The following is a 23686-nucleotide window of genomic DNA, read 5'->3' on the forward strand; positions in this document are numbered from 1 at the left end:
GTTAAAAACAATGTATTCACTATATTCCATTTGTATTAATTCTATTATTATTGTAATATTGTTACCAATATAAAATATTTAATTTTGTAATATTAGTATATTGTATAAGTTGTCTTTGTTTGCTGAAAAAAAAATAATGAGAAAATTACATTTTGTTACAATTCTATTTGAATATAGGTAATAACACGATCTTTATCAATTATTTTTCAAGGGTAGTTATTACTTTTTCATGCTCTGGAATCCCAAAACGAGACGTTGTAATGCAGTCATTTCTACCAAAGTCCATGCGCCTAAGAGTTTACGGTGCTATTGGCATATTATGTGTTACGTTTATAGCAATTATTGCTTTTTGCGTATTTATGCTAGTGAATACAATGACATACAATAAACGGGTTGAAATAGAATCTGTTGTGTCAGCTGCATATACAACTATAGATTCCGCCTATCGCGATGCTCAAGCAGGGCTAATAACAACTGAAGAAGCCAAAGTATTGGCAATAAAAGCTGTTTCTGCAATGCGTTATCAGGGCGATGAATATTTATTTATTTTTTCGGATGATTATAAAGGTGTAGCTCACCCAATGAAGCCAGAGCTGATTGGTGCTGATACTTCTAATATTACCGACACTAATGGCGTGCGCTTTCTAAAAGAGCTGGTGGACACATCCATAAGAGAGGGTGAGGCATTTATATCTTATAACTGGCTAGAAGATGATGGCAAAGAATACCTGAAGTTCAGCTATGTTAAACATTTCGAGCCATGGGGCTGGGCTGTTGGCAGCGGTGTCAAGCAAATAGAATCTTATGCGGCTATTAAAGCTGTTATAGTGAAACCGGCTCTTATTATTTCGCCTATACTTCTGATTATATTAGGTCTTGGTATTTTTGCTGCACGATGGATAGGCGAGGCAGTGCATTGGCTTTGCGCCTGTATTACTAAAATTTCTACCGGTGATTATAACTTTGATACCAAAAATGCCGAGCGTGAAGATGAGCTGGGCGAGGTGGGCCGTTCACTCGTTCAATTCCGGGAAGATGCGCAAAAGCAGGCACAGCTGGAGGCGGAAGTTCGCGAAAACTTTGAAAAGAACGTCGCCCGCGAGAAATCGATTAATGAGCTGATTGCATTATTCCGGGAAACTTCTGATGTGGCGTTGAAAGAGCTGAATGGTATGTCAGAGACGATGCGAAGTAATGCGAATGATTTCAGCGGCTTTGCTCAAAAGGCTTCAACCGGAGCGCAAGAGGCGTTTAACGGTGCACAAAGGGCCAGTGCATCGGTGCAAAATGTTGCTGCTGCTTCTGAAGAACTCTCCGCGTCGATTGTCGAGATTAGCCGCCAGGTAGAAGGCACTGTAAAAGTTGTTGGCTCTACCAAAAATAGCGCTAATATCTGCCATAAAAACGCAACCGAGTTGATTTCGTTAAATGACGAAATCTCGGAGTTTTTGCAGCTTATCAAGAGCATTGCAGAGAAAACCAAGCTTCTGGCGTTGAATGCTACAATTGAGGCCGCAAGAGCTGGCCAACATGGTACTGGCTTTGCCGTGGTGGCGAGCGAGGTCAAAGACTTGGCAGAGCAAACAGAAAAAGCGGCAGCTTCACTTGAAGAGCATGTAGTAACGGCTGCGGATCACACCAATAACAATGCAACGGCGCTAGAGGTTATTGCAAAAGAAGTTGACCAGATCGTTGAATTCATGACGGCTGTGAGTACTTCTGTAGAGCAACAGCAATCTGCAACCTCCGAGATCAGCCTTAGTTCGCAAGAATCTGCGCAAGGTTCAGAGAACGTGACCACAAATATTGAGCATGTTACTTCAAGCGCGCAAGAAACCAGCGCAATTGCCGAGCAAATGCTGCTTAGCGCAGATAATATTGCAGCAAGTGTTGAAGAGCTTCAGCGCAAGACAGAGGCATTTTTAAGCAATGTCGCAGAGCAACAGGCAGCATAGCCTATTCCAGATTACTTATTTACATTAGGAAGGCTGCCTTTAGTAACTTCGTTTACACCTTATTTTCTGATTTTCTTAGCAAAATAAGGTGTAAATGATTAGAAAAGTCAGTAATTAATAGTAATATGAGAGTTGGTGTTTTGTTTACAGGTTCTGCAAAAAGCGGCTGCTCATCTTAGCAATATTTTTGTGCTTTTCCTCACCCATGCGGTCGTAGCTCTTGTACATCATATTGATACGGGGGTTGTTCTCTAGTTTCGTGCGATTTCGCGCAAGGAAATCCCAATAGAGATAGTTGAAGGGGCAAGCATGCTCACCACTTTTTTGTGCAACCTTGTACGCGCACTCTTTACAGTAATTGGACATTTTATTGATATAACTGCCACCAGCCGCGTAAGGTTTGCTGGCCACAAGGCCACCATCTGCAAATAAAACCATACCGTTAACATTGGGCAGTTCTACCCATTCATAGGCATCGGCATAGACACTTAGAAACCAATTATTGACATGCTTGGGAGCGACCCCGGTCAGCAATGCGAAATTCCCGAGTACCATAAGCCGCTGAATATGATGGGCATAAGCGTTTTGCTTGGTTTCCAACACACATTGACGCAAACAGTTCATACTTGTTTTGCCTGTCCAGTAAAAATCTGGCAGTGGGGCTTTGGCATTCAGGTGGTTGCAGTGTGCATACTCAGGCATTTTGAGCCAATAAATACCCCTAATAAATTCACGCCACCCAAGTATTTGACGAATAAACCCTTCAACTGCATTTAACGGTGCTTGGTTATTATAAAAGGCCTGCTCAGCGGCATGAACACATTCCAGCGGTAGCAATAGGCCACAGTTTAGATAAAAGCTGATATGGGCGTGAAACAACCATGGTTCGCCTTGCACCATAGCATCTTGATAATCGCCAAACGAAACCAGCCGTTCTTGAATAAACTGATGCAAAACCTTTATGGCATCATCTCGGGTAACAGCAAAATAAAACGGCTGAAGATCGCCAAAATGGGCGCTAAATTTTTGCTCGACCAGTTTGAGTACTTCTTGGGTGATAGCATCGATTGGTGCTGAAAAAGCTTGCGGAATGGTCAAATCCGGTTTGGCTGGGTTGCGGTTTTGTTGGTCATAATTCCATTTGCCGCCTACAGGCTTGTTGCCATTCATCAAAACGTTATATCTACGACGCATATCGCGGTAGAAATACTCCATTCGCAGTTGTTTTCGTTCCTTGCTCCAATCTGCAAATTCTTGTGGGGTGCATAGAAACCGGTCATCTTCGCGCTGCTCAACCGCCACACCAAAGTTATCTTGCCAGCTGCTTATTATATCGCTTAGGCGGTACTCCCCTGGCATCGTGACAATAACACGCTCGAAAGGATGCTGTTGCAGGGCTCGTTGCACCTCCCTTTGCAGCGATCCGGTATTTTCGGCATCATCCAGCTTGGTGTAGAGTACCGTAATGCCGGCTTGGCGTAGTTCTTGGGCAAAGTGGCGCATGGCAGAGAACAAAAATGCGATTTTCTTTTTATGGTGCTGTACGTAACGTGCTTCCTCCCATACTTCGCAGATCAAAACACAATCGGTGTCTGCACTTATATCGCGCAGGCTGGAGATTTGTCGCGACAGCTGATCGCCCAATATCAAGCGCAGTGTTTTCATGTAACCACCCGCCAAGGCTCGAACTAGTAAAAAGTGTCGATTATAAATATATGCGCTAGGATATTTATATAATCACTATAGAATTTATTCTGATAATCTATGCAGTATCTATGGTTAATTCTATTATAAATAATAGATAAAAACTAATTATTGTATATGTGTGGGTTCAGGAATTAATATTTGGGTAAACTATTTGTATTTACTAGGCATAACTGGATTGAGGTAGGCCATGTCAGAGGGTTTGGGCAATTTAAAACCTTTGCAAACTTTTATCGCGGTTGTGTTTAGCCTAATAATTCTTGGTTTCGGCTTTGCTTTTCTATGGCGCGAACAGGGGCTTAATACACAAGCTAATTTGCTTATCTGTAGCGGACTGGGCCTTGTTTTTGCTGTTTACGGCTCAACGGTTCATGTGAACTGGATTAAAGGCGCAACTATTACCGGTTCAGCGGGCATAACCTACATCTTATTCACGGTATTACAGGGGTATACCTATAATAAACTAGAATATGTTCGCGGTAAAATCCACCAGACCAAAGAGGTGAAGAACCTATTTATATTTGCGGAAGGACCGGTTTTAAGCGGTCGTTCGGAAAGTAATGGCAATTTTGAGTTTGTCGCTTTCCCGCAACAGCTAGATGCAGAAGTCTTTTATATTTCTATCGAAAACGATAAAGACCATCCGATGCGGATTTATTCATTGGGTTGTATTCCTACCCGTTTGCTAAAAGCCCACATGCATAAGCAAAAACCGGTGACGCTGCAATTGGCATTTAAAGACGATGGTATTCCTTATCTTTGGAGCACGAGCGAGCAAAAAAGCTATGGTTTATGGAGTGAAACTAATCAAGCTTGCCCACAACAGCAAGCAGATTTACTTGGAGGGCTTAAGGGGGCTATCAATACAGCTTATAGTCATCTAGCCGTTATGAACCATGCCTATGCCGATGGTTTGAAAACGCTCAGTAACCCTTTAGAGATTGAAGCGGCTATAGGCGCTTTGGAACATGGCGACTTGGCAACTCGTAATATTGCACGAGATACCTTAAGTAAGAATCTGAATAAACCTTCTGTTCAAGAAGCCTTTGCCCAATCATGGGATGTTAAAAGGAATGATTACAATGCCGATTTTGGCAATCTGACAGCTTGGAGGGGGGCGATAAAAGTCAAGCCTGAGCTTTCTATCTCATTTACAGAGGTGCTAGAGGCAGAGCAGCTTCAATACGTTTTTCAATTATCCGCGCATCCAGACCGCTCAGTCAGTTATATCGCAAGCGGACTGATAAAATCCACGCTTGAATCTACCAGTCTTGATCCGGTAGGAGGAAAGGACGCCAGAAGTAAACTGCTCACATCTGCGTTGGATGTATTTCAGCAGCAAACTTCAGCAGACTTTATTTTTCATTCACCCAAAGATAGTGCTCTTGCGCTCAAAACATTATCGCTCCTGAGCGAAAGTATTTGTCTATTATCACCCGAAGAAAAAAAGCAGATAGCGGAAAAGGTCAAGGGCTACTCTTTTGAAGGGTCAGAGGCTCAAGTCCGTTCCTTTGAGAACATGGCAACACAATTCCAGGGCGCAACGACTTGCCCCTAAGAAAACACCCACACTAATTTTAGGTGTGGGTGCTGCTATCAGTTCAATCTAAAGCCTAGATTTGATGTTTCGTATTGCCTTTAGGGACAAGAGATCAAGCCCTTGACCTTTTTCCTTTGGCAAAAAATGAAAACACCACATAGCCCAAAATAGTCAGGCCCACTGCACCTGCAAGGCCAATGAGGATAAGCATAATCACATCAATTGGCCCGCCAATATCGGAAAAGCCCGAGGATGTCATGATTTGCACTATCAAAATTGCCGCTATTGCCCCGACAGGTGCCAAAAGTTCGGCATAGAGAAAGCGTGTGGAGTTCATTTTTTTATCACGGAGCAAGATATAGACAAAGCTGACCGCGATGAACACAGCACCTGCCATAAGAGCCCAGAATAAACCCGTGCCAAAAATCTCTTCAAACACGGCCAATAATGTGCTGAATGTAAGGTCTTTCATAGCTATTCTCCTTAGGCACGTCCGCGCAGCATGGCGTTATAGGTTGCCTTAAGGGCAATTTCCTTCATGAGCCAAGAAACCCAAAGCTCCTCTAGCGGGGCAATGACCCCCGGGAACGACGGGGTGAGGTTATTGTTGTAATCGAACTCAACCAACATGGCACGGCCAATGCGGGTAATGAGCGGGCAAGAGGTGTAGCCATTGTACAAAAGCTCGCCTTTTTCTTTACCCGAAATCTGCGCAATAAGCTGGTCTTCTACCACTGGCACTTGCCACTTGGCACTGGCAGCGGTTTTACCCTTAGGCACACCGGCAATATCACCGGCCGCATAAATCTCCGGGTAGCGCGCATGTTGCAAGGTGTATTTATCTACCTCGGCCCAACCTTGGTTTACCCACTTACCGCTTTGCCATGGAAGGGCAGAGTTACGTACCACATCTGGTGCGACCATTGGCGGAATAACGTTGGTGAAGTCGTAGGGCATTTCTTTCAAGCCATCTTTGGTCTCAAAGAAAGCAATCTTCTTGCCTGGGTCAATCGCCCGCATGACATGATTGTACTGGGTATCAAAACCGCGCTCGTCAAACAGCATGCGTACTTTTTCGTTAACGATAGGCACCGAGAACAAAGACTTGGAATGGGCAGCATAGTGGATTTTTACTTTACCGCGAGTGCCCTTGCGTCGGGCGTAATCATCGGTCAAGAAAGTATATTTCAGTGGTGCGCCCGCACACTTCATTTCTGTGGCGGGACGAGTGAACAAGCCAATCCCCCCTTCAGAAGTAAATTTGTCCATGGCCTGCCAGGTTTTGGCAGCATATTCAGGGCCAGCATAAACGGCACCTATGCCATCTTTACCCACAAGATCAAGCGACATACCCTCAATAGCATCGAAATCAAGCTTTAGGCCGGTGGCAAGGATCAAGTAATCATAGGCAACGGTTTTACCGCTGTCAGTGGTTACTTTTTTGGCTTCCGGATCAATTTCGGCTGCAGCTTCTTGTAACCAGTTCACTGAGCCGGATAACCACTCACTTGTACTGGTAACAGAATAATCAGAGGGCTTTAAACCTGCTGCGATTAGGGTAAAACCTGGTTGATACAAATGGCGCTTACGACCATCAATAATTGTTATTTCTGCGCCATCAAGACGTTGGGATAGGCGGTTAGCTAGTCCTGTTCCGGCTGCCCCTGCACCAAGGATAACAATTTTTGCCTTGGTTTTAATTGGATCAGCTTTTGCGCTTTGTGATATATGTGACACTGCGAGCGCAGTCGCCCCTGCGGCGAGGCCCATAAAGCCACGACGGTTTAAATTTATACTCATTACCTTGCCTTAGAATATGTAACGGCTAACTTTATTACATTAGCCTAATATATGCCTGCCAGCAAGCTGGCAGGCAATATAGTCTTTAGTCTTCCTCTTGTAATTCTAGCCACATGGCATTGACTACTGCAAATAGAGCGGCCAAAGGAAGTCCAAGAACCCAAGCAAAATACCACATAAGTTGTTCTCCTTCTTAATAAACAACTTCGTTATTTTCCGTTACGTCTTTTTCGGTTACCTTACCCCAAAGTACTTTGTAAACCCAGGACGTATAGGCAATAATAATTGGCACAAAAATTACTGCCGAAACCAACATCACAAATAATGTAAGATGCGATGATGAAGAATCCCAAACAGTGAGAGAGGCGTCGGGATGGGTACTTGAGGGCAGGATGAACGGGAACATGGTCAGCCCTACCGAGGAAATGACACCTACAATCGAAAGTTTTGAGGCGATAAAAGTTAGCCCCTCCTTACCCGAACGCATGGCAAAGAGTGCAACCAGCGCACCGGCAAACCCAAGGATTGGGGCAAGAATAATCCAGGGGCGGACGCTATATGCAGCAAGCCAGCTGCCTTCGTGAACCACGTGTGAAAGGAGCGGGTTGGAGGGGCCGTCTGTCACCGCAGGCGCGGCGAAGCTAAATGCATTTATGCCAAGGCTCAACCAGAGGCCGGCAAGCGCGTAAAGCACAATAAGTGCGAGAGCACCGATAGTACCGTAGGTTTTTGCACGTTGTGCCACAACGCCTTCCGTTTTCAGGCACAACCATGCCCCCCCATGCATGATAAGCATGGCAACCGAAACAAGGCCGACAAGCAATGCAAAGGGGTTCAACAGACCAAAGAAACTCCCCTCATAAACGGGTATCAGCAGGTCTTCGGTTAGATAAAACGGCACACCTTGCAAAACATTACCAACGGCGACGCCAAAAATCAGCGCTGGTACAAAGCCGCCAATGAACAAGGCATAGTCCCAGTTGCGCCGCCATGTAGCACTGTCGCGTTTGGAGCGGTATTTAAAAGCTACAGGGCGTAAAATCAGTGCAGCCAGCACCACAAACATGGCCAAATAAAAGCCGGAGAAGCTGACAGCATAGAGGGGCGGCCAAGCGGCGAAAATGGCACCGCCACCAAGAATAAACCAGACTTGGTTGCCTTCCCAAACTGGGCCAATGGTGTTGATGGCAATACGCCGTTCCACATCGGTTTTGGCAACAAATGGCAGCAGTGTACCAACGCCCAGATCAAAGCCGTCGGTAACGGCAAAGCCAATGAGCAACACACCTAGCAAGGCCCACCAGATGATGCGCAGTGTTTCCAAATCAATCAATTGATGCAAAATCATGATAATGCCTCCACTTGCTGCGCTTTTAGTGCTTTACGCTTGGCGAACCATGCTTCCGTTTCAGCCACATCCATGTAAGGGCCTTTCTTGATGTATTTAATCATCAAGCCCATTTCGATGACGAACAGCACCGAATAGAAAATAACGAAACCGGCAAGGGTGATAACAAGGTCCGTGACACCGAGTTTGGAAACAGAAAGCGCTGTTGGCAAAATGCCATCAACTGTCCACGGCTGACGCCCCATTTCGGCAACAATCCAGCCCATTTCCGCCGCTATCCACGGTGCCGGGATCATAATCACGGCAAAGCGCAGCGCCCATCTTGGGAATTTCATGCCGCGTACCGAGGCGTGAATGAAGAAGTAGGCCATAGTAGCAATGAACAGGAAGCCAAGACCAACCATAATTCTAAATGACCAGAACAACAGACCCACAGGAGGAATAGTGTCTTCTGCAGCCAGTTTGATTTGTGCTTCGGTTGCCTGTCTTGGATCATCCACATATCGCTTCAACAGCAGGGCAAAACCCAAATCATTGCTGTGCGCTTCAAACCTTTTTGTCACCTCTTGCGGTGTATTTTTCTTCTCTTTGCGAATGGTCATTAACGCATCATAAGCAACAAGCCCCGAACGAATGCGGGCATCGGCTTCGGCGACCAACTCGTTAATGCCAGGAATTTCGGTTTGTAATGATCGCGTGCCAATCAACCCCATCACATAGGGTATGTGCAATGCGTAATGGGTCTCACGCGCTTGCGTATCGGGAATTCCAACAAGAGTAAAGGAAGCTGGCGCTGCCTCTGTTTCCCACATGACTTCAATGGCTGCCATTTTCATTTTTTGTGAGTGGGCTGCAGAGTAACCAGACTCATCACCCAGCACAACAACAGAAAGCGCTGCAGCAAGGCCGAAACTGGCACCAACGGTGAGCGAACGGCGGGCTAATTCATAGTGGCGGCCCTTGAGCAAGAACCAGGCAGAAACACCCATTACGAATACAGAAGCGGTTACATAGCCGGCAGAAACGGTATGAACAAACTTCGCCTGCGCAACCTCATTGAAAACAACATCAAAGAAGTTGGTCATTTCCATGCGCATGGTAATGGGGTTGAACTCGGCACCAACCGGGTTTTGCATCCAGCCATTGGCGATCAAAATCCAGAGGGCCGAAAAGTTCGAACCAATCGCAACCAGCCATGCAACAATGAGGTGCTTTACTTTGGAAAGCTTATCCCAGCCAAAGAAGAACAAACCAACGAAAGTTGCTTCCAGAAAAAAGGCCATAAGCCCTTCAATGGCGAGTGGAGCGCCAAAAATATCGCCCACATAATGGCTATAATAACTCCAGTTCATACCGAACTGGAATTCCATGGTGATACCGGTTGCAACACCGATAGCGAAATTGATGCCAAAAAGTGTGCCCCAAAATTTCGTCATTTGCCGCCAGATGGGACGGTTGGTCATGACATACACAGTTTCCATAATCGCTACGAGGACAGATAGCCCCAGTGTTAGCGGTACAAATAGAAAGTGGTAGAGGGCTGTCATGGCAAACTGGAGACGCGAGAGTTCAACGATACCCAGTTCCATAGTGGCTACTCCTTTGTGCCCGTATGATAAAAGGTGTATATAAAATACCTGTTTTAGAGTAGTGGACGGGACAAAGGTACTATTCTTTGATCTATGTCAAATTTAAAGAAACTCCACTTAATTATTTAAATCATTCTAATTCTTAAATCACACCATTCCGCCTCGGCAGCACGGTGCGAAGCCATAACAATCGCTGCGTCAGGCAGCGCGTTTCCGATCCCCTCTAATACTTTTGTCGCCGTGTCTCGATCAAGGCCCTCTGTAGGTTCATCGAGCAATAGAATTGACGTGTTTCTAACGATAACACGTGCCAAACAGAAGCGGCGCTTTTCACCACCAGAAAGGTTTTTTGCTGATTCTTCCAGCTTTGCGTCTAGCCCACCCAGCTTGTGAAGGACGTTGTGTAGCTGAACGGATTCGATAGCCTGCCACAACTGAGAATCTGCGATTTTTGTATTTCCAAACACAAGGCTTTCGCGCACGCTGCCGCAAATTATATGGCTTCTCTGGGGCAAATAACCTATTGAATCGGTGCGCTGTGACGAAGATAAGCCATCTAAAGATGTATCTTTCAGATATATTTTTCCGCTAGTAGGTGCAAGCAGTCCGGCACAAAGATGTAATATAGTTGATTTCCCTGCACCGCTTAATCCTGTTAAGGCAACCGACTGACCCCTATTAACACGCATGCTAAAATCATCAATTACCGTCGTGCTCCCCCCTCCCGGGCAACCCGCAGGTGCTGGTAGGGCATAATGCACGTTCTCCAGCCGTAGCATAGGCAATTGTGCATCACTCTCCGTATTTGGGGTAATAACTTTGCACTGAGCAGGGGCTTTAACTCCATTACTTATCGCGGGTGTTTCTTTGTCTGCTTGCATCAACGTGCCAACGCGTTTTGCGCTGTAATGAATGCGCCCAAGTGCAGCCATGCCTTTGCGAAGGGGCCCTAAGGCTTCGCTAAGCGCCAAGCTGGCAAAAAACGCAAAAGCGGCTAATGCAGGGGAGATTATTCCTGCTTTTGCAGCTGAGACGGCAAGGTAAAGTGTTGTGGCCGAGCCCAACATGCTGGTAAAGCCCAGTATAACACCGGCTTTGCGCTCAACATTGGCAGCATTTGCTTGCGCATGCTCTAACCTTTTGGCAATTGCATCCACCTCTTGAAGGCGTTGTTGCAAAACCCCGGCGATTGTCAGCTCTACTTTGGCGTCTTGCAGTTCCAGCAAGGCGCGCCGGTATTGCTGGTTGCTTTGCTCCATACGAGCCGAAGGTGAATAAGCCGCCTTATAGCTATAATAGAGGCCCAAGCCGGCCCCAACCAAGTGAATAGCCAATAAGGTAAATGCAATTTGTGCTGTTGTGAGCCACCACATAAAAGCGGTTGTCGATAAGTAAAACCCGAGCGCGGCCAGTAGCGGCAAAAACAATCGTAACATAATGCCATCAAGCGCATCCACATCAGCAGTCAGGCGGTTTAAGACCTCGCTTCCCCTGACTTTCTGTAGCTTGATGAATGGCTTTTGGAGTAACTTATCAAGCAAATCAACACGGATTTTGGCAAGTGCTTTTAACGTAGCTTCATGGGTTAGCACCCGCTCGCCATAACGGGCGGCAGTGCGGCCCAAGGCAAGAAAACGTATGGCTGCACTGGGACGAAAAACGTCAAATCCAATGCCAATACCTGCCAAACCGGCAATGCCGGTGGCAGTGATAAACCACCCCGACACACCCAGCAGAGCAAAGCCGGCGAGAAGCACCAGAAAACTAAGCAAAAGCCCCAGTAAAAAGAACTTGTAATTACCTTTGAGCGAGACGATGAAAATACGCCAGATATTATACATGCTCGCCCTCCAAGCGGATTGACTGCGCCATCATACTGGCCATTGCCGCATCATGAGTGGCAACGATGACACAGCACCCTTGCGTTGCCAAACTCACCAGAGATTGACGTATTTCCTGAGCGGTTTGTTCATCTAAGTCAGCCGTTGGCTCATCGGCCAATATCACGGCAGGCGTACCAACAGCAGCACGTGCCAGCAACAGCCGCCGCGCCTCACCGCCAGAAACTCCGGTTCCGGTTTCTCCAAGACGGCTTTCCAAGCCCTCGGGCAAATGGCGCACCACCTGCTTGGCATGGGCTTGTTGTAATGCCCGCCACAGTTGATAGTCACTCACACCCTCGGGCTGCCCCACTAACAACAACTCACGCAAACTTATTTCCTGAAAATGCAAGTGTTGTGGCACCCAGCGCAAATTGCGTCGCCAGTCATCCACATTGCTTTCTTGTAATAAGGTGCCGTTGAGCGAAATTGTCCCTGCTTGTGGGCGCATAAAGCCGGCAAGCAATGCCAGTAGTGTTGATTTACCGCTACCGCTAGGCCCAGTAATGGCGAGCGAGCCAGAGCTATGAACTGTAAAATCGGGGTAGCGGATAACCTTCGCTGCCGGCGTTTCGTAGCAAAGGTTTTGAACGGTAAGGGGAAACCAGTTGCGGCTTGCTTCTTTAGCGTTCTCCAAAGTGTGCGGCACATGGGCACCGTTTCCAAGCATCGTTTGTTTGGCGCGGGCAGCCATTTCTTCCAGCTCGCCCGCCACAGCCAATGCATTGGCTCTATCATGCCATGCTGTTGCCAAATCACGAAGAGGCTGGAAAAAATCAGGGGCCAACAGCAATAGGAAAATACCTGCAAAAACAGAGGGGGGGCCGCCATAGGCCCCAAAATTCAATTCTCCCAATAGGGCAAAGCCCACATAAACCGCTGTCATGGCAACACCAAGGGCTGCAAACAACTCCAGCACAGTGGAAGATAAAAATGCCACCCGCAATACCGCCATGGTACGCCGCTGCAATGACTGCGCATCGCGTTCAAAAGCGTCAATCGTACTTTCGCGCGCGCCCAATACTTTAATGTCGGTCAAGGCACGCAGCCGCTCTAACAGCATTGTATTTAGAGAGGCAACTTCTTTCAGTTGTTTCTCGCTGGTAGCTTGGGCAGCATAGCCAACCAAGGCCATAAATAGAGGTATTAAAGGCCCTGCAATGAGCAAAATTACCCCCACCACCCAAGAAAAAGCAAAGGCACAGCATAGAATAGCAAGCGGCATTACCATTGCCCGCATATGCGCGGGTTTGTAAGCTAGCAGGTAAGGGTGCAACATAGCTGCCTTTTCGGCCAAAAGGCTGGTTAATGCTGCAGTTGTCGGCGCTTGGCTATCATAGGGTGAGCGGCAAATTTCACCGGCAAGTACTTCTTTGCGAATATGCGCGACAACACGCTCGCCCGCTTGTTGTGCAAAGCCGGAAGATTGAAAGTCCAGCAGACTGCGCGCGGCACCAAGAGCCAAAAATACGATAAATGCCCATAAAAGCGGAAGTAGAGATGGTTTAGAGTGAATAAGCGCTGCAAATTGGTCTGCAACTATTGCCGCTTGAAACAACCATAATAAAGCGCTGGCCACACTGAATGCTCCAGCAATTTGAATGCTCTTTTTCGCAATGCTCTCTAGTTGCGCCAACATCTTTTTGCCAGTGTACACTTGCGTTTCATTCGGCCTATTACCGACATTGGTGATGTTTGTTTTCGTGCTATTTGTTTTCTTTTGGTGTTTATGGCGGGCGTCTTGCGTGGTCGATGAATTGTTTTGCAGCTCAGCCATGGCTCACTTTCTTTTAAAAACAACAAAAAAGCGGCGGCTATAAGAGCGTTTTACGCAATCTCAGGTAGCTGCCAAATGTATGTTGTTATAAAATTCGCCTTTAGTCCTATAGCAGATGTGCCGAAATTGTCACAGAATTTCGTTTCATGGGCACTAAAAGGTAGATATTGGATTTACCTTTTATATTTTGCTGGACTTGTCAATGTGTTCTTGCGCAAATAGCTGCCTTAATCTGAGTGTAAGTGTAATTAACTAGAAGAATAAGGAAGGCTTTTGAAACCGGAATGCGCCTGACAACAAGAACAAACCTAGCCATGCGAACGCTGATGTATTGCGCCGTAAATAGCAACAGGCTTGTACGAAAAAGTGATATTGCCCAAGCTTGTAATGCTTCGGAAAATCATCTGGCGCAGGTCGTTAACACGCTGGCACAGCACGGTATTATAACCACAACAAGAGGCCGCAGCGGCGGCATTTGCTTGGCGCAAGAAAGCTCGCAAATAAGTGTGGGCAAAATCCTGCGCTTGTTTGAAGCAGGATTGCCGTTTGCCGAGTGCTTTGCCGGTGGTGCCAACCAGTGCCCGATAGAGCCTTGCTGCCGATTACGTGGCGCACTAAAAACGGCCCTAGCGGCATTTTATGGCGCGCTTGATGCAATTACACTGGACGATCTGGTGGATGATAATATTGGTCTGCATAGCTTACTGTCCATGGGCAATTCACTCAACGAACAAGCACTAAGACAAAACAGCCCGCAGATTTCTTGCAATGTCTGATGGCGATTATATTCCATAATCTTGATTATCCGCAGATTTAGTCTCAAATTGTCGCCCCTACACGAGGGGCGACCGCTGAAAGCAAGCAATACAATACAGCTTACGTAGTTTCAATCCACGCCCCTGTATGAGGGGCGACTCGGTGCGGCTATTTTAGCGGCAGCTTATACGGTGTTTCAATCCACGCCCCTGCATGAGGGGCGACTCCGATTGACTGCCCGGCAGCGATATCATGCACGTTTCAATCCACGCCCCTGTATGAGGGGCGACTTGGCTGCAGCAATATCCAGATCGTGACCTTGGGAGTTTCAATCCACGCCCCTGTATGAGGGGCGACCGCAACTTAACAGCTCGCGCTGCGGAATTGGCTCTAGTTTCAATCCACGCCCCTGTATGAGGGGCGACGCGCACTTGCCGAGTAAGTCAGGCTGACTTGTTCGTTTCAATCCACGCCCCTGTATGAGGGGCGACCAATCAGCGGTGCTAGTGCTCTCGCTTCGTCCCCGTTTCAATCCACGCCCCTGTATGAGGGGCGACAAACAATCGTTGAAACCGTGGGGCCGGAACATGTTTCAATCCACGCCCCTGTATGAGGGGCGACCCGCGCCATAGAGCGCACAGACAAGCCCTTTTTTGTTTCAATCCACGCCCCTGTATGAGGGGCGACAATGATATTGGCAAGTTTGTCATAGATACGATCATGTTTCAATCCACGCCCCTGTATGAGGGGCGACCGGCGGCCTTTGGCGCTATGGCTGTTTTTCTGCCTGTTTCAATCCACGCCCCTGTATGAGGGGCGACCCAGCTCTACCCCGTGCGCCTCTACCTGACACACGTTTCAATCCACGCCCCTGTATGAGGGGCGACCTCATAGTTTTCTGCATTCAGTTCAGCCTTGGAGCCGTTTCAATCCACGCCCCTGTATGAGGGGCGACGTGGAAAATAACGGCCCGGGCCGCTACACCATGGTTTCAATCCACGCCCCTGTATGAGGGGCGACGACCAAAAACGCTTATGCTTTAGGCAACGAGGTGGTTTCAATCCACGCCCCTGTATGAGGGGCGACATATAGCTTGTGATTACGTGATTAATATTGTCGTCGTTTCAATCCACGCCCCTGTATGAGGGGCGACAGCTGGAGGCTAGCACACACTAACAACTGAGAAAATAGCGACGTTTGCGCGAACCTAACTTTTTATAAGTCAAATATTCAGTACCCAAAGGTTGCAAACAAGAAAACTATTATATTAACAATGAGAAAGAACCTGCGCGAACCTAACAGTTAATTAATGGGCACTTAGGGTTCGCACACAATACATCTTAAGTTGGTTGACTACTCACATTATCAGCGTACCATCAAAATCTATCGTTGCTTTCGCGCCGCAGTGCTCAACCCGCCGCTGCCAGTTTGTTCCTAAATAGTAGAACCGCAAGCTGTCCTTATCTTCGTTATAAATCGAAAGAAGCCGCGCTTTTAGCTCAGTCCATTGAGCCGGGTTAACATCGCATTCGAAAACAGAATACTGCACACGTTGGCCATAATCCAGACAGGCCTTTGCCAAGCGCCGCAACCGCCTTGCACCACCAGCACTATCGGTTTTAACATCATAAGTAATCAAAACCAGCATGTTATCTCCAAACAAAGGGCGGATAACCTTCCAACTCATCTCGCAGGAAACGTGCCATTAACTGCGCCTGAATTAATGGGAATAAGCCAAACGCCACTTTCTCGCCAATAAATGGATGTTTTATTTCAGCACGCTTACGCTCTTGCCAAGCCTCAAGGACGGTTTTCCGGCTCTCCTCTTTTAAATAGACAGCACCGCTGCTTTCGCGCGAAAAATCTTTAGGACTCAGCTGACGCCTGTTGATAAGCGATAAACACACCCGATCGGCCAGTGGTGCACGAAACTCCTCCATTAAATCAAGTGCCAGCGAGGGCCTTCCCGGTCGGTCTGCATGGAGAAAACCCATTTGTGGATCCAGCCCCACAGTTTCCAATGCCGAGCGACAATCTGCTGTGAGCAATACATAGAGAAACGAAAGCAGCGCGTTCACTTCATCGCGCGGTGGGCGGCGCGATCTACCTGCAAAACCAAAACTCTCTTGACCTATCAGTTTCCCGAATACAGAAAAGTAAATACGGGCGGCATCTCCCTCATGCCCGCGTAGTTCCTCCACGTTGCAGGTTTCTAGTGCACCATTGCAAATACGCGTTAAGTTCTGCTCCGCTGTGTTAACGGCCCCGTCATCATCTTTATAATCACGCAGGTAGCGCCGTAACACGCTACGCTGATTAGCTATTTTGGCTGACACTATAGCCCCTGCAACCTCATGCGGGGCTTGTAGGCTGCGTAGGTGCTGTGCCCGTCGCAGCAGTATATTCCCGCTTAGCGGGCCCTCTACTCTTGCCAGAAATTTGCCATAGGTATTTAGATAGCAAATCGAAACTCCACTTTCGGCACATGCATACATAAGCTGCGGTGAAAGCCCTACATTTCCAAAACAAACAACCGCGCTTAATAAATGCAACGGGGCACGGCCTTTAACGGTTCCGTCTAGCTGAACAACAATATTGGCACCTTCTTTACGTGCCCAAGCGCCATCACTGGTAATATATAATGTATTAAGAAACTTCTTCATTCGGGCACATCTTCAGCTTGTATTTGAGCTTTTAGCCACGCTTTGATGTTGCGCTTTTTGCTCAAAACTCTGGGAAGGCATTGTTGCAGAAGCGAACAATTATCACAGCGCTGCTTTTCATAGTGGGGTGGCGGTACAACGCCATGCTTGCGGCAATTACGAATGTCTTCAATTGTCGCAAGGGTTAAATTGCGTAGCTCCACATCCAGCATAACAGTCATGCGCCGACGGGTTTTGCCATAATACAACGCCCCTTCTGGCAAGTTACACCCAAACTGTTCCTCAAGGCACAAGGCTTGCGCGCACAATTGCACTTCGTCTGCCCGGTGGGCTTTCGGCTTACCGCGCTTATACTCAACGGGAAAGGGCAGCCCACCGTGTAATTCCACCATATCGGCCACACCGTAAAGCCCATAGCGCGCGGAAGTCAGCTCAACCGAACGCAATAAGCGTAGTCCCGACCGATTTTCCGAGCTTCTTTGGTCGACGTTCTCATGCAGCAGCCTGCCCTCGGCAGTAAAACGGTTTTCTTCCCAAATCTGATCGAGATGAATTAAACCGTATTGACGCGGGCAGAACTGCCAATGCTGCAGCGCAGAAATTGCTATGGCATCAGAACGGCTCGACAATTTCAATACCTTGCGGCAGGTTCAACGCATCCAAATTGATTTTGTAATCACTGAAGCGCCGCGCAGCCGGTAAGTTATGGCTGCGTTGATCCCCAAGCGGCACCTCCTCACCATTCAACACTCTGGCTACACTAACACGGTCAAACAGTTTATGGGCCTGTGCATTTCCCAGTGCACTTTCGTGTTTAAATGCAATCAACCGGCGGGAAGCCATTTCTCCACGCGCGGCTGAGCGGTCAAAATCAAACATATCACGCAGGGCCGCCCACAAGGTGTCTAGATCACCTTCTGAGAAGCCGGTTTTTTCCGCCAATTTCGGGTTGATGAAGCCATGAACACGATAAAGCCCGTAGGGCACAATGTGTTTGCGGCCCATGGTCCGTTCTTTATCCCTGTCCTTTTCGTTGGTCACAGAGGAGCGGGTGATAGAGATTTCAAGCGGTAAGACGGCCTCTTCAGAACGGGCAAACGACAGCTGAACTGGCCCGCGCACCTGACCGCAATTAACCTCGGTTGTCATAACCGCGCCAAAGCTGCGAATGTCGAAGTAGTTATCGCACATCCACTTGGTCAGTGCTTTTGCTTCCTCATCCTTTTTAGGAAGTTTCTTTTTTTCTGACTTCAATTCTAAAGCAGTATAAGCTTTGGCGTTATTTTCATTGAGCACTGCGCGCTCACTCATATAAATCTCGTGACGCTGCTCGCCTTCATGGGCCATTGCAACATAATTGCGGATTTTGCGTTTCAGGCAAACATCCGACACCAATCCCTGATTGGTTTCCGGGTCCATGCGCGGCAGGTTACCGGCATCCGGGTCGCCATTCGGATTGCCATTGCTCACATCAAAAAACATAACAAAATCGTAGCGGTTCTGTAAATTAGACATCGATCATCTCTTTTTCTTCAATGGATTGTTTCGCATCGTTTTTTGTCCAACGCTGATGGTAGTAGCCAGCACAAAAACGACCCTGATCTTCAAGGGTTAAAGAACGCGGTAGTTCCGCATCCAGCCCCAGCCAGACCTGCCCAATTTCTTTTTCCAACCAGTGGCCAAGCCCCTTGTTTTCTGCTTTCTTTAAATTGGCTAAATGATGATTGCTATTGCGTAACAGCAAGGGGAAAATACGCGCCGGTGTTGCTGAGGCCGCTGAAAAATAGCGATCTTTAATCGTGGCGTTTAGCCCAGGCAATGCCGCAGATTGAGAGCGCTCCAGCAATGCAAACAAGCGTCCTAACCTATACGCCGAGTTGGTTGTTTCACTATCCAAACTCACCGAAATCTCCTCCTGTGTTCTTCGATTTATAACAGCTTTCAAAATGGCAACTCTGCGCCCGCTAATATCTTTTTCGGCGCGGATACGGGTCATGACAGCACTTAACAGTGTGCTCGGTAGCGGTTGGCCAGCCAGCACAGCACGCATCACCTCCCCCCCAAGTAGTGGCGGGATGTTTTCTGCTTTACGTTGCAAAGCGATTTCGTATAATAAAGCCCAAGCAGCGGGAGGCCCATTAAAACCTGAAGGTTCCAAGCTAAGGTCTTGCCAAAAGCGGGCGATATTTTGCGCAAAAGTTTGCAAGCCCGATTGCTGCCAAAAACGAATAGATAGCCGAGCCGCATTGGGGGCTAAACCCAGCACAAAAATTTTGGTATTTTCATCAAATTCAGGCGCATCAGCATAACGCCCCTGCGAAATATTCATCAAACTGGCTTGTAATTTGTTGGTTTCATCAGCCTCGGTTGGCGGGTTTAAAGCCTGCCCTATTAGCAGTTCGGCAAAACTAGCGGCTTTTTGGCTGGCAGCTTCTGCCCAAAAGACCACCGTTGTATCACCTACACGCAAACTTCGCCGCGAGCCTTTCGCCAGTAATATGTTAAGCGCCGTTCCATAAGCAAGCGAGGCTGCTTCTGATACCGGTGCATTCTCCCCTTGCTTTTTTCCATAGGATTCATAGGGTTCACCATTAAATGACACCAAAGCAGCGCCTGAGCTTTGTGCACCCATGACACCTTTTATCGGCGGGTGAAGACGGGCAATTGGAGCCTCTTCGCCGCTGACCAGACACAAGCCATTGGCACCATCCTCGTGGCTGTTTTGTAAATACTCCAAGACAGCTGGGCGCTCATGTAAAAAACGAAAGCCATTATCCGGCCCTTTGTCATCAACCAACCGAAACACAATATTCTGGTCGAGCGCATCATTAGGAAAACCAAGCTCTGAAAATTGCGTAGGCTGCCAATTCCCATAGAACTTGAAGAGTGCTTGTAACCCCTCATCTTCAGTGGAGGATAACAACTCTCGATGCGCCGTCACAAAAGCATTATGTTCTTCGAGCGTCCGCTTCCCTTGGCCGGGGTGGATTTTTCCCTCTGCATCTTCAATAGCAGTCATACCTAGTACGTATGAGGTTTTATCCCAAAACAGGTTGGGTTTAATGCCAGCTGTTCTTTTGACAGCTTGAGGCACTGCCATAACCCGCGCACTGGTTTTATTGCCTACGATTTCTTGTAGGCTACTGAGCCCAAGTGGTTTTCCTTCCCTGTCAATAACCAGCTCGAAGCTGATTTTTTCAAAAGAAAAGCCCGGCCTTGGTGCCTCGCCAACTTCCAGCATGCGTACATGTAGTTGCGCCAGACTTTGCAAGACCGTCATCGTACCATCCCCGCAGCATGGGCGCCGGCAACATCTATTACGCCGTCCACCATTTGGGCACGGAAAAACATTGGTGTTTTATCCCGTGCAAAGTCGATGTCATAGAGCATCCACCCCAAATCGCGAGAAAGCCCTGATGTTTGTTCCGGCAACTCTTCCAACAGCTCGAAATCGGCCACAAATTCACGAAGACCTAAGCAAGGGCGATGAAAGCATTGCCCTTTTGAGGCACGACGGCGAAAGGTATCCAGATGCTTTGCTACGGTTTCATCTTTGCCAGCTTTTTCTGTCATCTCGAAATGCGCTTCAATCACATAAGCGACGTCTCTCAGGGCCATTGTTGCCCGCTGTTGCCGTTTTTCGTCCACGCACATATGCAAGCCCTTTAAGCTTCCTGCATTCATGGCTGTCTTGACATTCCTTGCAGAAATTTTCGAGCCAACTTCATTGCGGCGGATATTCTCAAAACGGATAGGTTCAAGGACGTGAATCTTGTCAATCACCCACTTAATTGCCGGCTTCCAATGAATCGCCTCCAAAACCCCCCGGGCGGCCGATGGTGTCAATACATCGTAGGAGACCCGCTCCACCTTCATTTCCGGTCGGGTAAAACAGGCATAGTCCCCCCATACCTTCAGCTTAACGCCGTAACTCACTGGCTCCTCCAACTATTTTGAATGCCCCCCACAAATAAATGGGAGGCATTGCTTGATAACAATCTAGGAAGGTTACATGTTTCAATCCACGCCTACAAATAGGCGACAAGTAATTACAAAATAAATCTCAGCATCATAATTAAGCGCAGAACACCTAGAGCAAGGCGCAAAATAGCACTTATTCTGCGATATAGCTTAAAATGCTCATTAGGATATTGCATATTGCTCTCCTTAAATATGAGTACATTGACTATATACAACCTTATGTTACTTTTTCAATACTTCATGTAGCCTTCCTATAAAAAATATCCATTTCTCCCTGCTTCTCCTCGGAGAAACCAGCTTGCTCACTGTAAAGCGTTGAATTTTCCAGAATGACAAATTGCGCCCCAAAATCATTGGGTCGGCAGATTTTCGCATCTCCGCTGGCAATTAAACCACTGAGAACCCATGGAGACACTTGGATTGAGTAGTTCTGCATTTTGCGGGCGATCACCCCAGCGTGCTGGCAGTGCTTGAGCAGTTCGCGTGCCTCTTCGGTAAGACCATAAGTCCCCCCGCCTATGATGAGTGGCTTACTGGTATCTTCTATGAGCCGAACAGTTGCTGCCATCTTGGCGAAGTTGAAATTCAGCTCCGAACCGGCATCGGCAATTTCAATCAGTGTTCCGCCTTGATCCATAGCGGTTGACCGGCTCCAGTAAATTTCCCTGAAATAAGCTTCTACGGCCTCCAATGAAAGCGGGTCGTCAAACTGTGTCAATATAGTCAGCGCTTTTTCGGCATTGAGTTTTATTTCCGGAGGCGCCCCGTAAGTTTCCTCAGCTTCAAAAATATGTAACTGGCCAGAAGCCAATTTACCTTCCCGGTTACAACGTCCCGCCGCTTGTGCTATTGAATCAAGACCGGCTACAGCCCGCCAAACCTCGGGAAAATCCAAATCAACGCCTGCTTCAACCAATGCAGTTGCAATTAAGAGCGTTGGCCGTTTATTCAGCTGTTGTTTCACCTGATCCAAGACATGACGACGATGCGTGGCGCTCATGTTGGTAGAGAGATGAAAAACCCCCTCGTCCTGTAAAGCGTTGTATAGATCGCGTGCCTGTTTTTTATTGTTTACAATAATGAGTGCGGTTTTACCGCTTAACTGCGCCACTAACTGACGGTTGGTTTGTAAGCCGACAAATTTTGCTTGAACGCGTTTCAAGCGGTTAAATAATTCAGGAGGATTAGGGGCTATCTCACGCGTATTTTCTTGCGACAGCGCCTCGGCAGCAGAAAAACCGCATTCCTTGTAGATTGCCGGCTGTGTTGCGGTGCACAACACCAGTGAGCAGCCATAGCCTCGCACCAACTCTTTTAGTGCTGCCAAACACGGGCGTAATAAATGAACAGGCAGGTTTTGCGCCTCATCCAGTATAATCACCGAATCTGCAATATTATGAAGCTTACGGCACTTTGAGGGTCGGTTTGCATAGAGGCTTTCAAACAACTGTACAGCTGTTGTTACAATGATCGGTGAGTCCCAGTTCTGAGCCGCATTTTTAATTTTCTCCGCTTTGCTTTCATCTTCTATCGTATCACTATCAAAAGCGCTGTGGTGCTCAAGTATCGCATCTGTGTCCCCAAGAAAGCTGCGAAAAACATCCGAAGTTTGCTCGATAATGGATGTATAGGGGGCAACATAAATAACGCGTCTCTTTTTGTGTTGAACAGCATGCTCAATCGCAAACTGAAGCGAAGATAACGTTTTACCGCCACCGGTAGGCACTGTTAGAGAAAACAGGCCTGGCTGATCTTTGGCCCGTTTGAGAGCAGCTGCCAACACCTGAGCCCGCAATCCATTCACTACATCACCATCTTGAACGGGAGGAAATTCGGCTAGCTTTTGTTTTAGGTGCTGGTTGAGGTTCTCTAGTGTGCCCTTATAACCGCGCTCAACCTCGGGGCTGTAAAAAGCTTCCGTTTGAATAAAATCGGCATCCACGAGAGCTGAAAACAACATACGTATAAAAAACTGGATTTCAAATAAACTGTTTTGACTGTCAAGTTCTTCAAATAATTTAGGTAATCTCAAAGGAGCCAGCGTCAACCATTCAGGTTTTTTAAGTAACTCTGCCTGTTTGAGCCGCTCGTTGAGCGGGGTAACCGGTCTATCTGAACCCGTTAAAAGACCATTGGCCAAACCCGCATGGTGACCGGCAATACAGTAGGCCAGCATTTTTCCAAAGACCCCAAAGTTTTCAGCAGCATAACAAGCACCTTCACCACTGTGACCAACACTGTTCTTTTCCCCTTTGAGTTTTGCCTGAAAAGCCGGTTTTATTTTACCTAAATCGTGTAGCAAGCCTGCCACTTCACCTAGTGATGAGGCATCAAAAGCTGCAGCATTTTCGGCAGATTTTCTCGCAACAGCTGATAAATGGTCAGATAGTAACTCCCATTCATCAGCAGCAGTGTTTTCGAGTGAATGCGCATAAATCACCACAAATCCTCAACAAAAAACTACAAAATTAATGTAAATATTTACTAGTATATTAGTCTAGCAGGTATAATGTATATTGCTAATATTATTTTAGCCAAGCCCCTAATTCCCCCTATTAAATAAACCCAAATGCAATTTCATCTCAGTGTCAGCAATGTATGATAAAGTTGTCTAATAAGATATCGATCTGTTGAATATGGGGGCAGAAACTCGAGAGAATGCCAGTTGAGGACCCCAAAATACCGTTCTCCAA

At 47.4% G+C, this 23686-nt stretch carries 18 protein-coding genes and 1 CRISPR repeat array; of the genes, 3 read left to right on the plus strand and 15 right to left on the minus strand.

Translation table 11 applies throughout. From position 1 onward, the window contains the following. Positions 1-374: 374 nt before the first annotated feature. Positions 375-1955 carry a methyl-accepting chemotaxis protein gene (locus tag AYK67_RS15500; protein WP_162265127.1) on the plus strand — a complete coding sequence of 527 codons (1581 nt, stop codon included), beginning with the start codon at positions 375-377 and terminating at the stop codon, positions 1953-1955. A gap of 144 nt (positions 1956-2099) precedes the next feature. On the opposite strand, the gene AYK67_RS15505 is transcribed toward AYK67_RS15500, so the two are convergent. Further along, positions 2100-3620, minus strand: coding sequence for a cryptochrome/photolyase family protein (locus tag AYK67_RS15505; RefSeq protein ID WP_068088926.1), 1521 nt, complete (start codon positions 3618-3620; stop codon positions 2100-2102). 229 nt (positions 3621-3849) lie between these two features. Here AYK67_RS15505 and AYK67_RS15510 point away from each other — a divergent pair, with 229 nt between their 5' ends. Continuing rightward, complete coding sequence (locus tag AYK67_RS15510; RefSeq protein ID WP_068088930.1) at positions 3850-5217, plus strand: hypothetical protein; 1368 nt, start codon at positions 3850-3852, stop codon at positions 5215-5217. Between the two features lie 94 nt (positions 5218-5311). On the opposite strand, the gene AYK67_RS15515 is transcribed toward AYK67_RS15510, so the two are convergent. The 7 genes from AYK67_RS15515 to cydD all read right to left on the minus strand — a co-directional run bounded on the left by AYK67_RS15515 (position 5312) and on the right by cydD (position 13593). After that, positions 5312-5671, minus strand: coding sequence for a DUF5368 domain-containing protein (locus tag AYK67_RS15515; RefSeq protein WP_068088933.1), 360 nt, complete (start codon positions 5669-5671; stop codon positions 5312-5314). 11 nt (positions 5672-5682) lie between these two features. Further along, the gene (locus AYK67_RS15520) at positions 5683-6999 is read right to left on the minus strand and encodes an NAD(P)/FAD-dependent oxidoreductase (protein ID WP_068088937.1); all 1317 of its coding nucleotides are present in this window, start codon (positions 6997-6999) and stop codon (positions 5683-5685) included. Positions 7000-7084: 85 nt separating this feature from the next. After that, positions 7085-7177, minus strand: coding sequence for a cytochrome bd-I oxidase subunit CydX (gene cydX / locus AYK67_RS15525; protein WP_068088941.1), 93 nt, complete (start codon positions 7175-7177; stop codon positions 7085-7087). 15 nt (positions 7178-7192) lie between these two features. Further along, entirely contained in the window at positions 7193-8347 is a 1155-nt protein-coding gene (gene cydB, locus AYK67_RS15530; protein WP_068088944.1) for a cytochrome d ubiquinol oxidase subunit II, read from the minus strand. After that, entirely contained in the window at positions 8344-9936 is a 1593-nt protein-coding gene (locus AYK67_RS15535; RefSeq protein ID WP_068088947.1) for a cytochrome ubiquinol oxidase subunit I, read from the minus strand. The genes cydB and AYK67_RS15535 overlap by 4 nt, the downstream gene beginning before the upstream one ends. A gap of 125 nt (positions 9937-10061) precedes the next feature. Beyond that, positions 10062-11777, minus strand: coding sequence for an amino acid ABC transporter ATP-binding/permease protein (locus AYK67_RS15540; RefSeq protein ID WP_068088950.1), 1716 nt, complete (start codon positions 11775-11777; stop codon positions 10062-10064). Beyond that, on the minus strand, positions 11770-13593 hold the full coding sequence (cydD, locus tag AYK67_RS15545; RefSeq protein WP_068088953.1) for a thiol reductant ABC exporter subunit CydD: 1824 nt from the start codon (positions 13591-13593) through the stop codon (positions 11770-11772). Before cydD ends, AYK67_RS15540 begins: the two co-directional genes overlap by 8 nt. Before the next feature lie 284 nt (positions 13594-13877). Here cydD and AYK67_RS15550 point away from each other — a divergent pair, with 284 nt between their 5' ends. After that, a complete protein-coding gene (locus AYK67_RS15550) occupies positions 13878-14369 on the plus strand; it encodes an RrF2 family transcriptional regulator (protein ID WP_082735875.1) in 492 nt (163 codons plus the stop codon). 107 nt (positions 14370-14476) lie between these two features. Continuing rightward, positions 14477-15502: a CRISPR direct-repeat array (repeat unit 32 nt; unit sequence GTTTCAATCCACGCCCCTGTATGAGGGGCGAC). A gap of 204 nt (positions 15503-15706) precedes the next feature. Here AYK67_RS15550 and cas2 read toward each other — a convergent pair. The 7 genes from cas2 to AYK67_RS15585 all read right to left on the minus strand — a co-directional run bounded on the left by cas2 (position 15707) and on the right by AYK67_RS15585 (position 23436). Continuing rightward, positions 15707-15997: a CRISPR-associated endonuclease Cas2 gene (cas2, locus tag AYK67_RS15555; RefSeq protein WP_068088956.1), complete on the minus strand. Its 291-nt coding sequence runs from the start codon at positions 15995-15997 to the stop codon at positions 15707-15709. Position 15998: 1 nt separating this feature from the next. Next, positions 15999-17012, minus strand: a complete 1014-nt coding sequence (gene cas1c, locus AYK67_RS15560) for a type I-C CRISPR-associated endonuclease Cas1c (RefSeq protein WP_068088958.1) — start codon at positions 17010-17012, stop codon at positions 15999-16001. Continuing rightward, positions 17009-17641: a CRISPR-associated protein Cas4 gene (gene cas4 / locus AYK67_RS15565; RefSeq protein WP_068088961.1), complete on the minus strand. Its 633-nt coding sequence runs from the start codon at positions 17639-17641 to the stop codon at positions 17009-17011. The genes cas1c and cas4 overlap by 4 nt, the downstream gene beginning before the upstream one ends. Further along, a complete protein-coding gene (gene cas7c, locus AYK67_RS15570) occupies positions 17625-18527 on the minus strand; it encodes a type I-C CRISPR-associated protein Cas7/Csd2 (protein ID WP_068088967.1) in 903 nt (300 codons plus the stop codon). The genes cas4 and cas7c overlap by 17 nt, the downstream gene beginning before the upstream one ends. Further along, complete coding sequence (gene cas8c, locus AYK67_RS15575) at positions 18520-20292, minus strand: type I-C CRISPR-associated protein Cas8c/Csd1 (protein ID WP_068088970.1); 1773 nt, start codon at positions 20290-20292, stop codon at positions 18520-18522. Before cas8c ends, cas7c begins: the two co-directional genes overlap by 8 nt. Then, a complete protein-coding gene (gene cas5c, locus AYK67_RS15580; protein ID WP_068088974.1) occupies positions 20289-20948 on the minus strand; it encodes a type I-C CRISPR-associated protein Cas5c in 660 nt (219 codons plus the stop codon). Before cas5c ends, cas8c begins: the two co-directional genes overlap by 4 nt. 283 nt (positions 20949-21231) lie before the next feature. Continuing rightward, complete coding sequence (locus AYK67_RS15585) at positions 21232-23436, minus strand: CRISPR-associated helicase/endonuclease Cas3 (protein WP_082735876.1); 2205 nt, start codon at positions 23434-23436, stop codon at positions 21232-21234. Positions 23437-23686: the final 250 nt, after the last annotated feature.

The sequence above is a fragment of the Polycladidibacter stylochi genome, from assembly GCF_001562055.1.
GTDB lineage: Bacteria > Pseudomonadota > Alphaproteobacteria > Rhizobiales > Stappiaceae > Pseudovibrio > Pseudovibrio stylochi.

Coding starts and splice junctions, on each gene's coding strand:
- AYK67_RS15535 (WP_068088947.1), bottom strand. CDS start 9,936: ATGGAACTGGGTATCGTTGAACTCTCGCGTCTCCAGTTTGCCATGACA.
- AYK67_RS15500 (WP_162265127.1), top strand. CDS start 375: ATGACATACAATAAACGGGTTGAAATAGAATCTGTTGTGTCAGCTGCA.
- AYK67_RS15550 (WP_082735875.1), top strand. CDS start 13,878: ATGCGCCTGACAACAAGAACAAACCTAGCCATGCGAACGCTGATGTAT.
- AYK67_RS15540 (WP_068088950.1), bottom strand. CDS start 11,777: ATGTATAATATCTGGCGTATTTTCATCGTCTCGCTCAAAGGTAATTAC.
- cas8c (WP_068088970.1), bottom strand. CDS start 20,292: ATGACGGTCTTGCAAAGTCTGGCGCAACTACATGTACGCATGCTGGAA.
- AYK67_RS15515 (WP_068088933.1), bottom strand. CDS start 5,671: ATGAAAGACCTTACATTCAGCACATTATTGGCCGTGTTTGAAGAGATT.
- cydB (WP_068088944.1), bottom strand. CDS start 8,347: ATGATTTTGCATCAATTGATTGATTTGGAAACACTGCGCATCATCTGG.
- cas1c (WP_068088958.1), bottom strand. CDS start 17,012: ATGAAGAAGTTTCTTAATACATTATATATTACCAGTGATGGCGCTTGG.
- AYK67_RS15505 (WP_068088926.1), bottom strand. CDS start 3,620: ATGAAAACACTGCGCTTGATATTGGGCGATCAGCTGTCGCGACAAATC.
- AYK67_RS15510 (WP_068088930.1), top strand. CDS start 3,850: ATGTCAGAGGGTTTGGGCAATTTAAAACCTTTGCAAACTTTTATCGCG.
- AYK67_RS15520 (WP_068088937.1), bottom strand. CDS start 6,999: ATGAGTATAAATTTAAACCGTCGTGGCTTTATGGGCCTCGCCGCAGGG.
- cydD (WP_068088953.1), bottom strand. CDS start 13,593: ATGGCTGAGCTGCAAAACAATTCATCGACCACGCAAGACGCCCGCCAT.
- cas7c (WP_068088967.1), bottom strand. CDS start 18,527: ATGTCTAATTTACAGAACCGCTACGATTTTGTTATGTTTTTTGATGTG.
- cas2 (WP_068088956.1), bottom strand. CDS start 15,997: ATGCTGGTTTTGATTACTTATGATGTTAAAACCGATAGTGCTGGTGGT.
- cydX (WP_068088941.1), bottom strand. CDS start 7,177: ATGTGGTATTTTGCTTGGGTTCTTGGACTTCCTTTGGCCGCTCTATTT.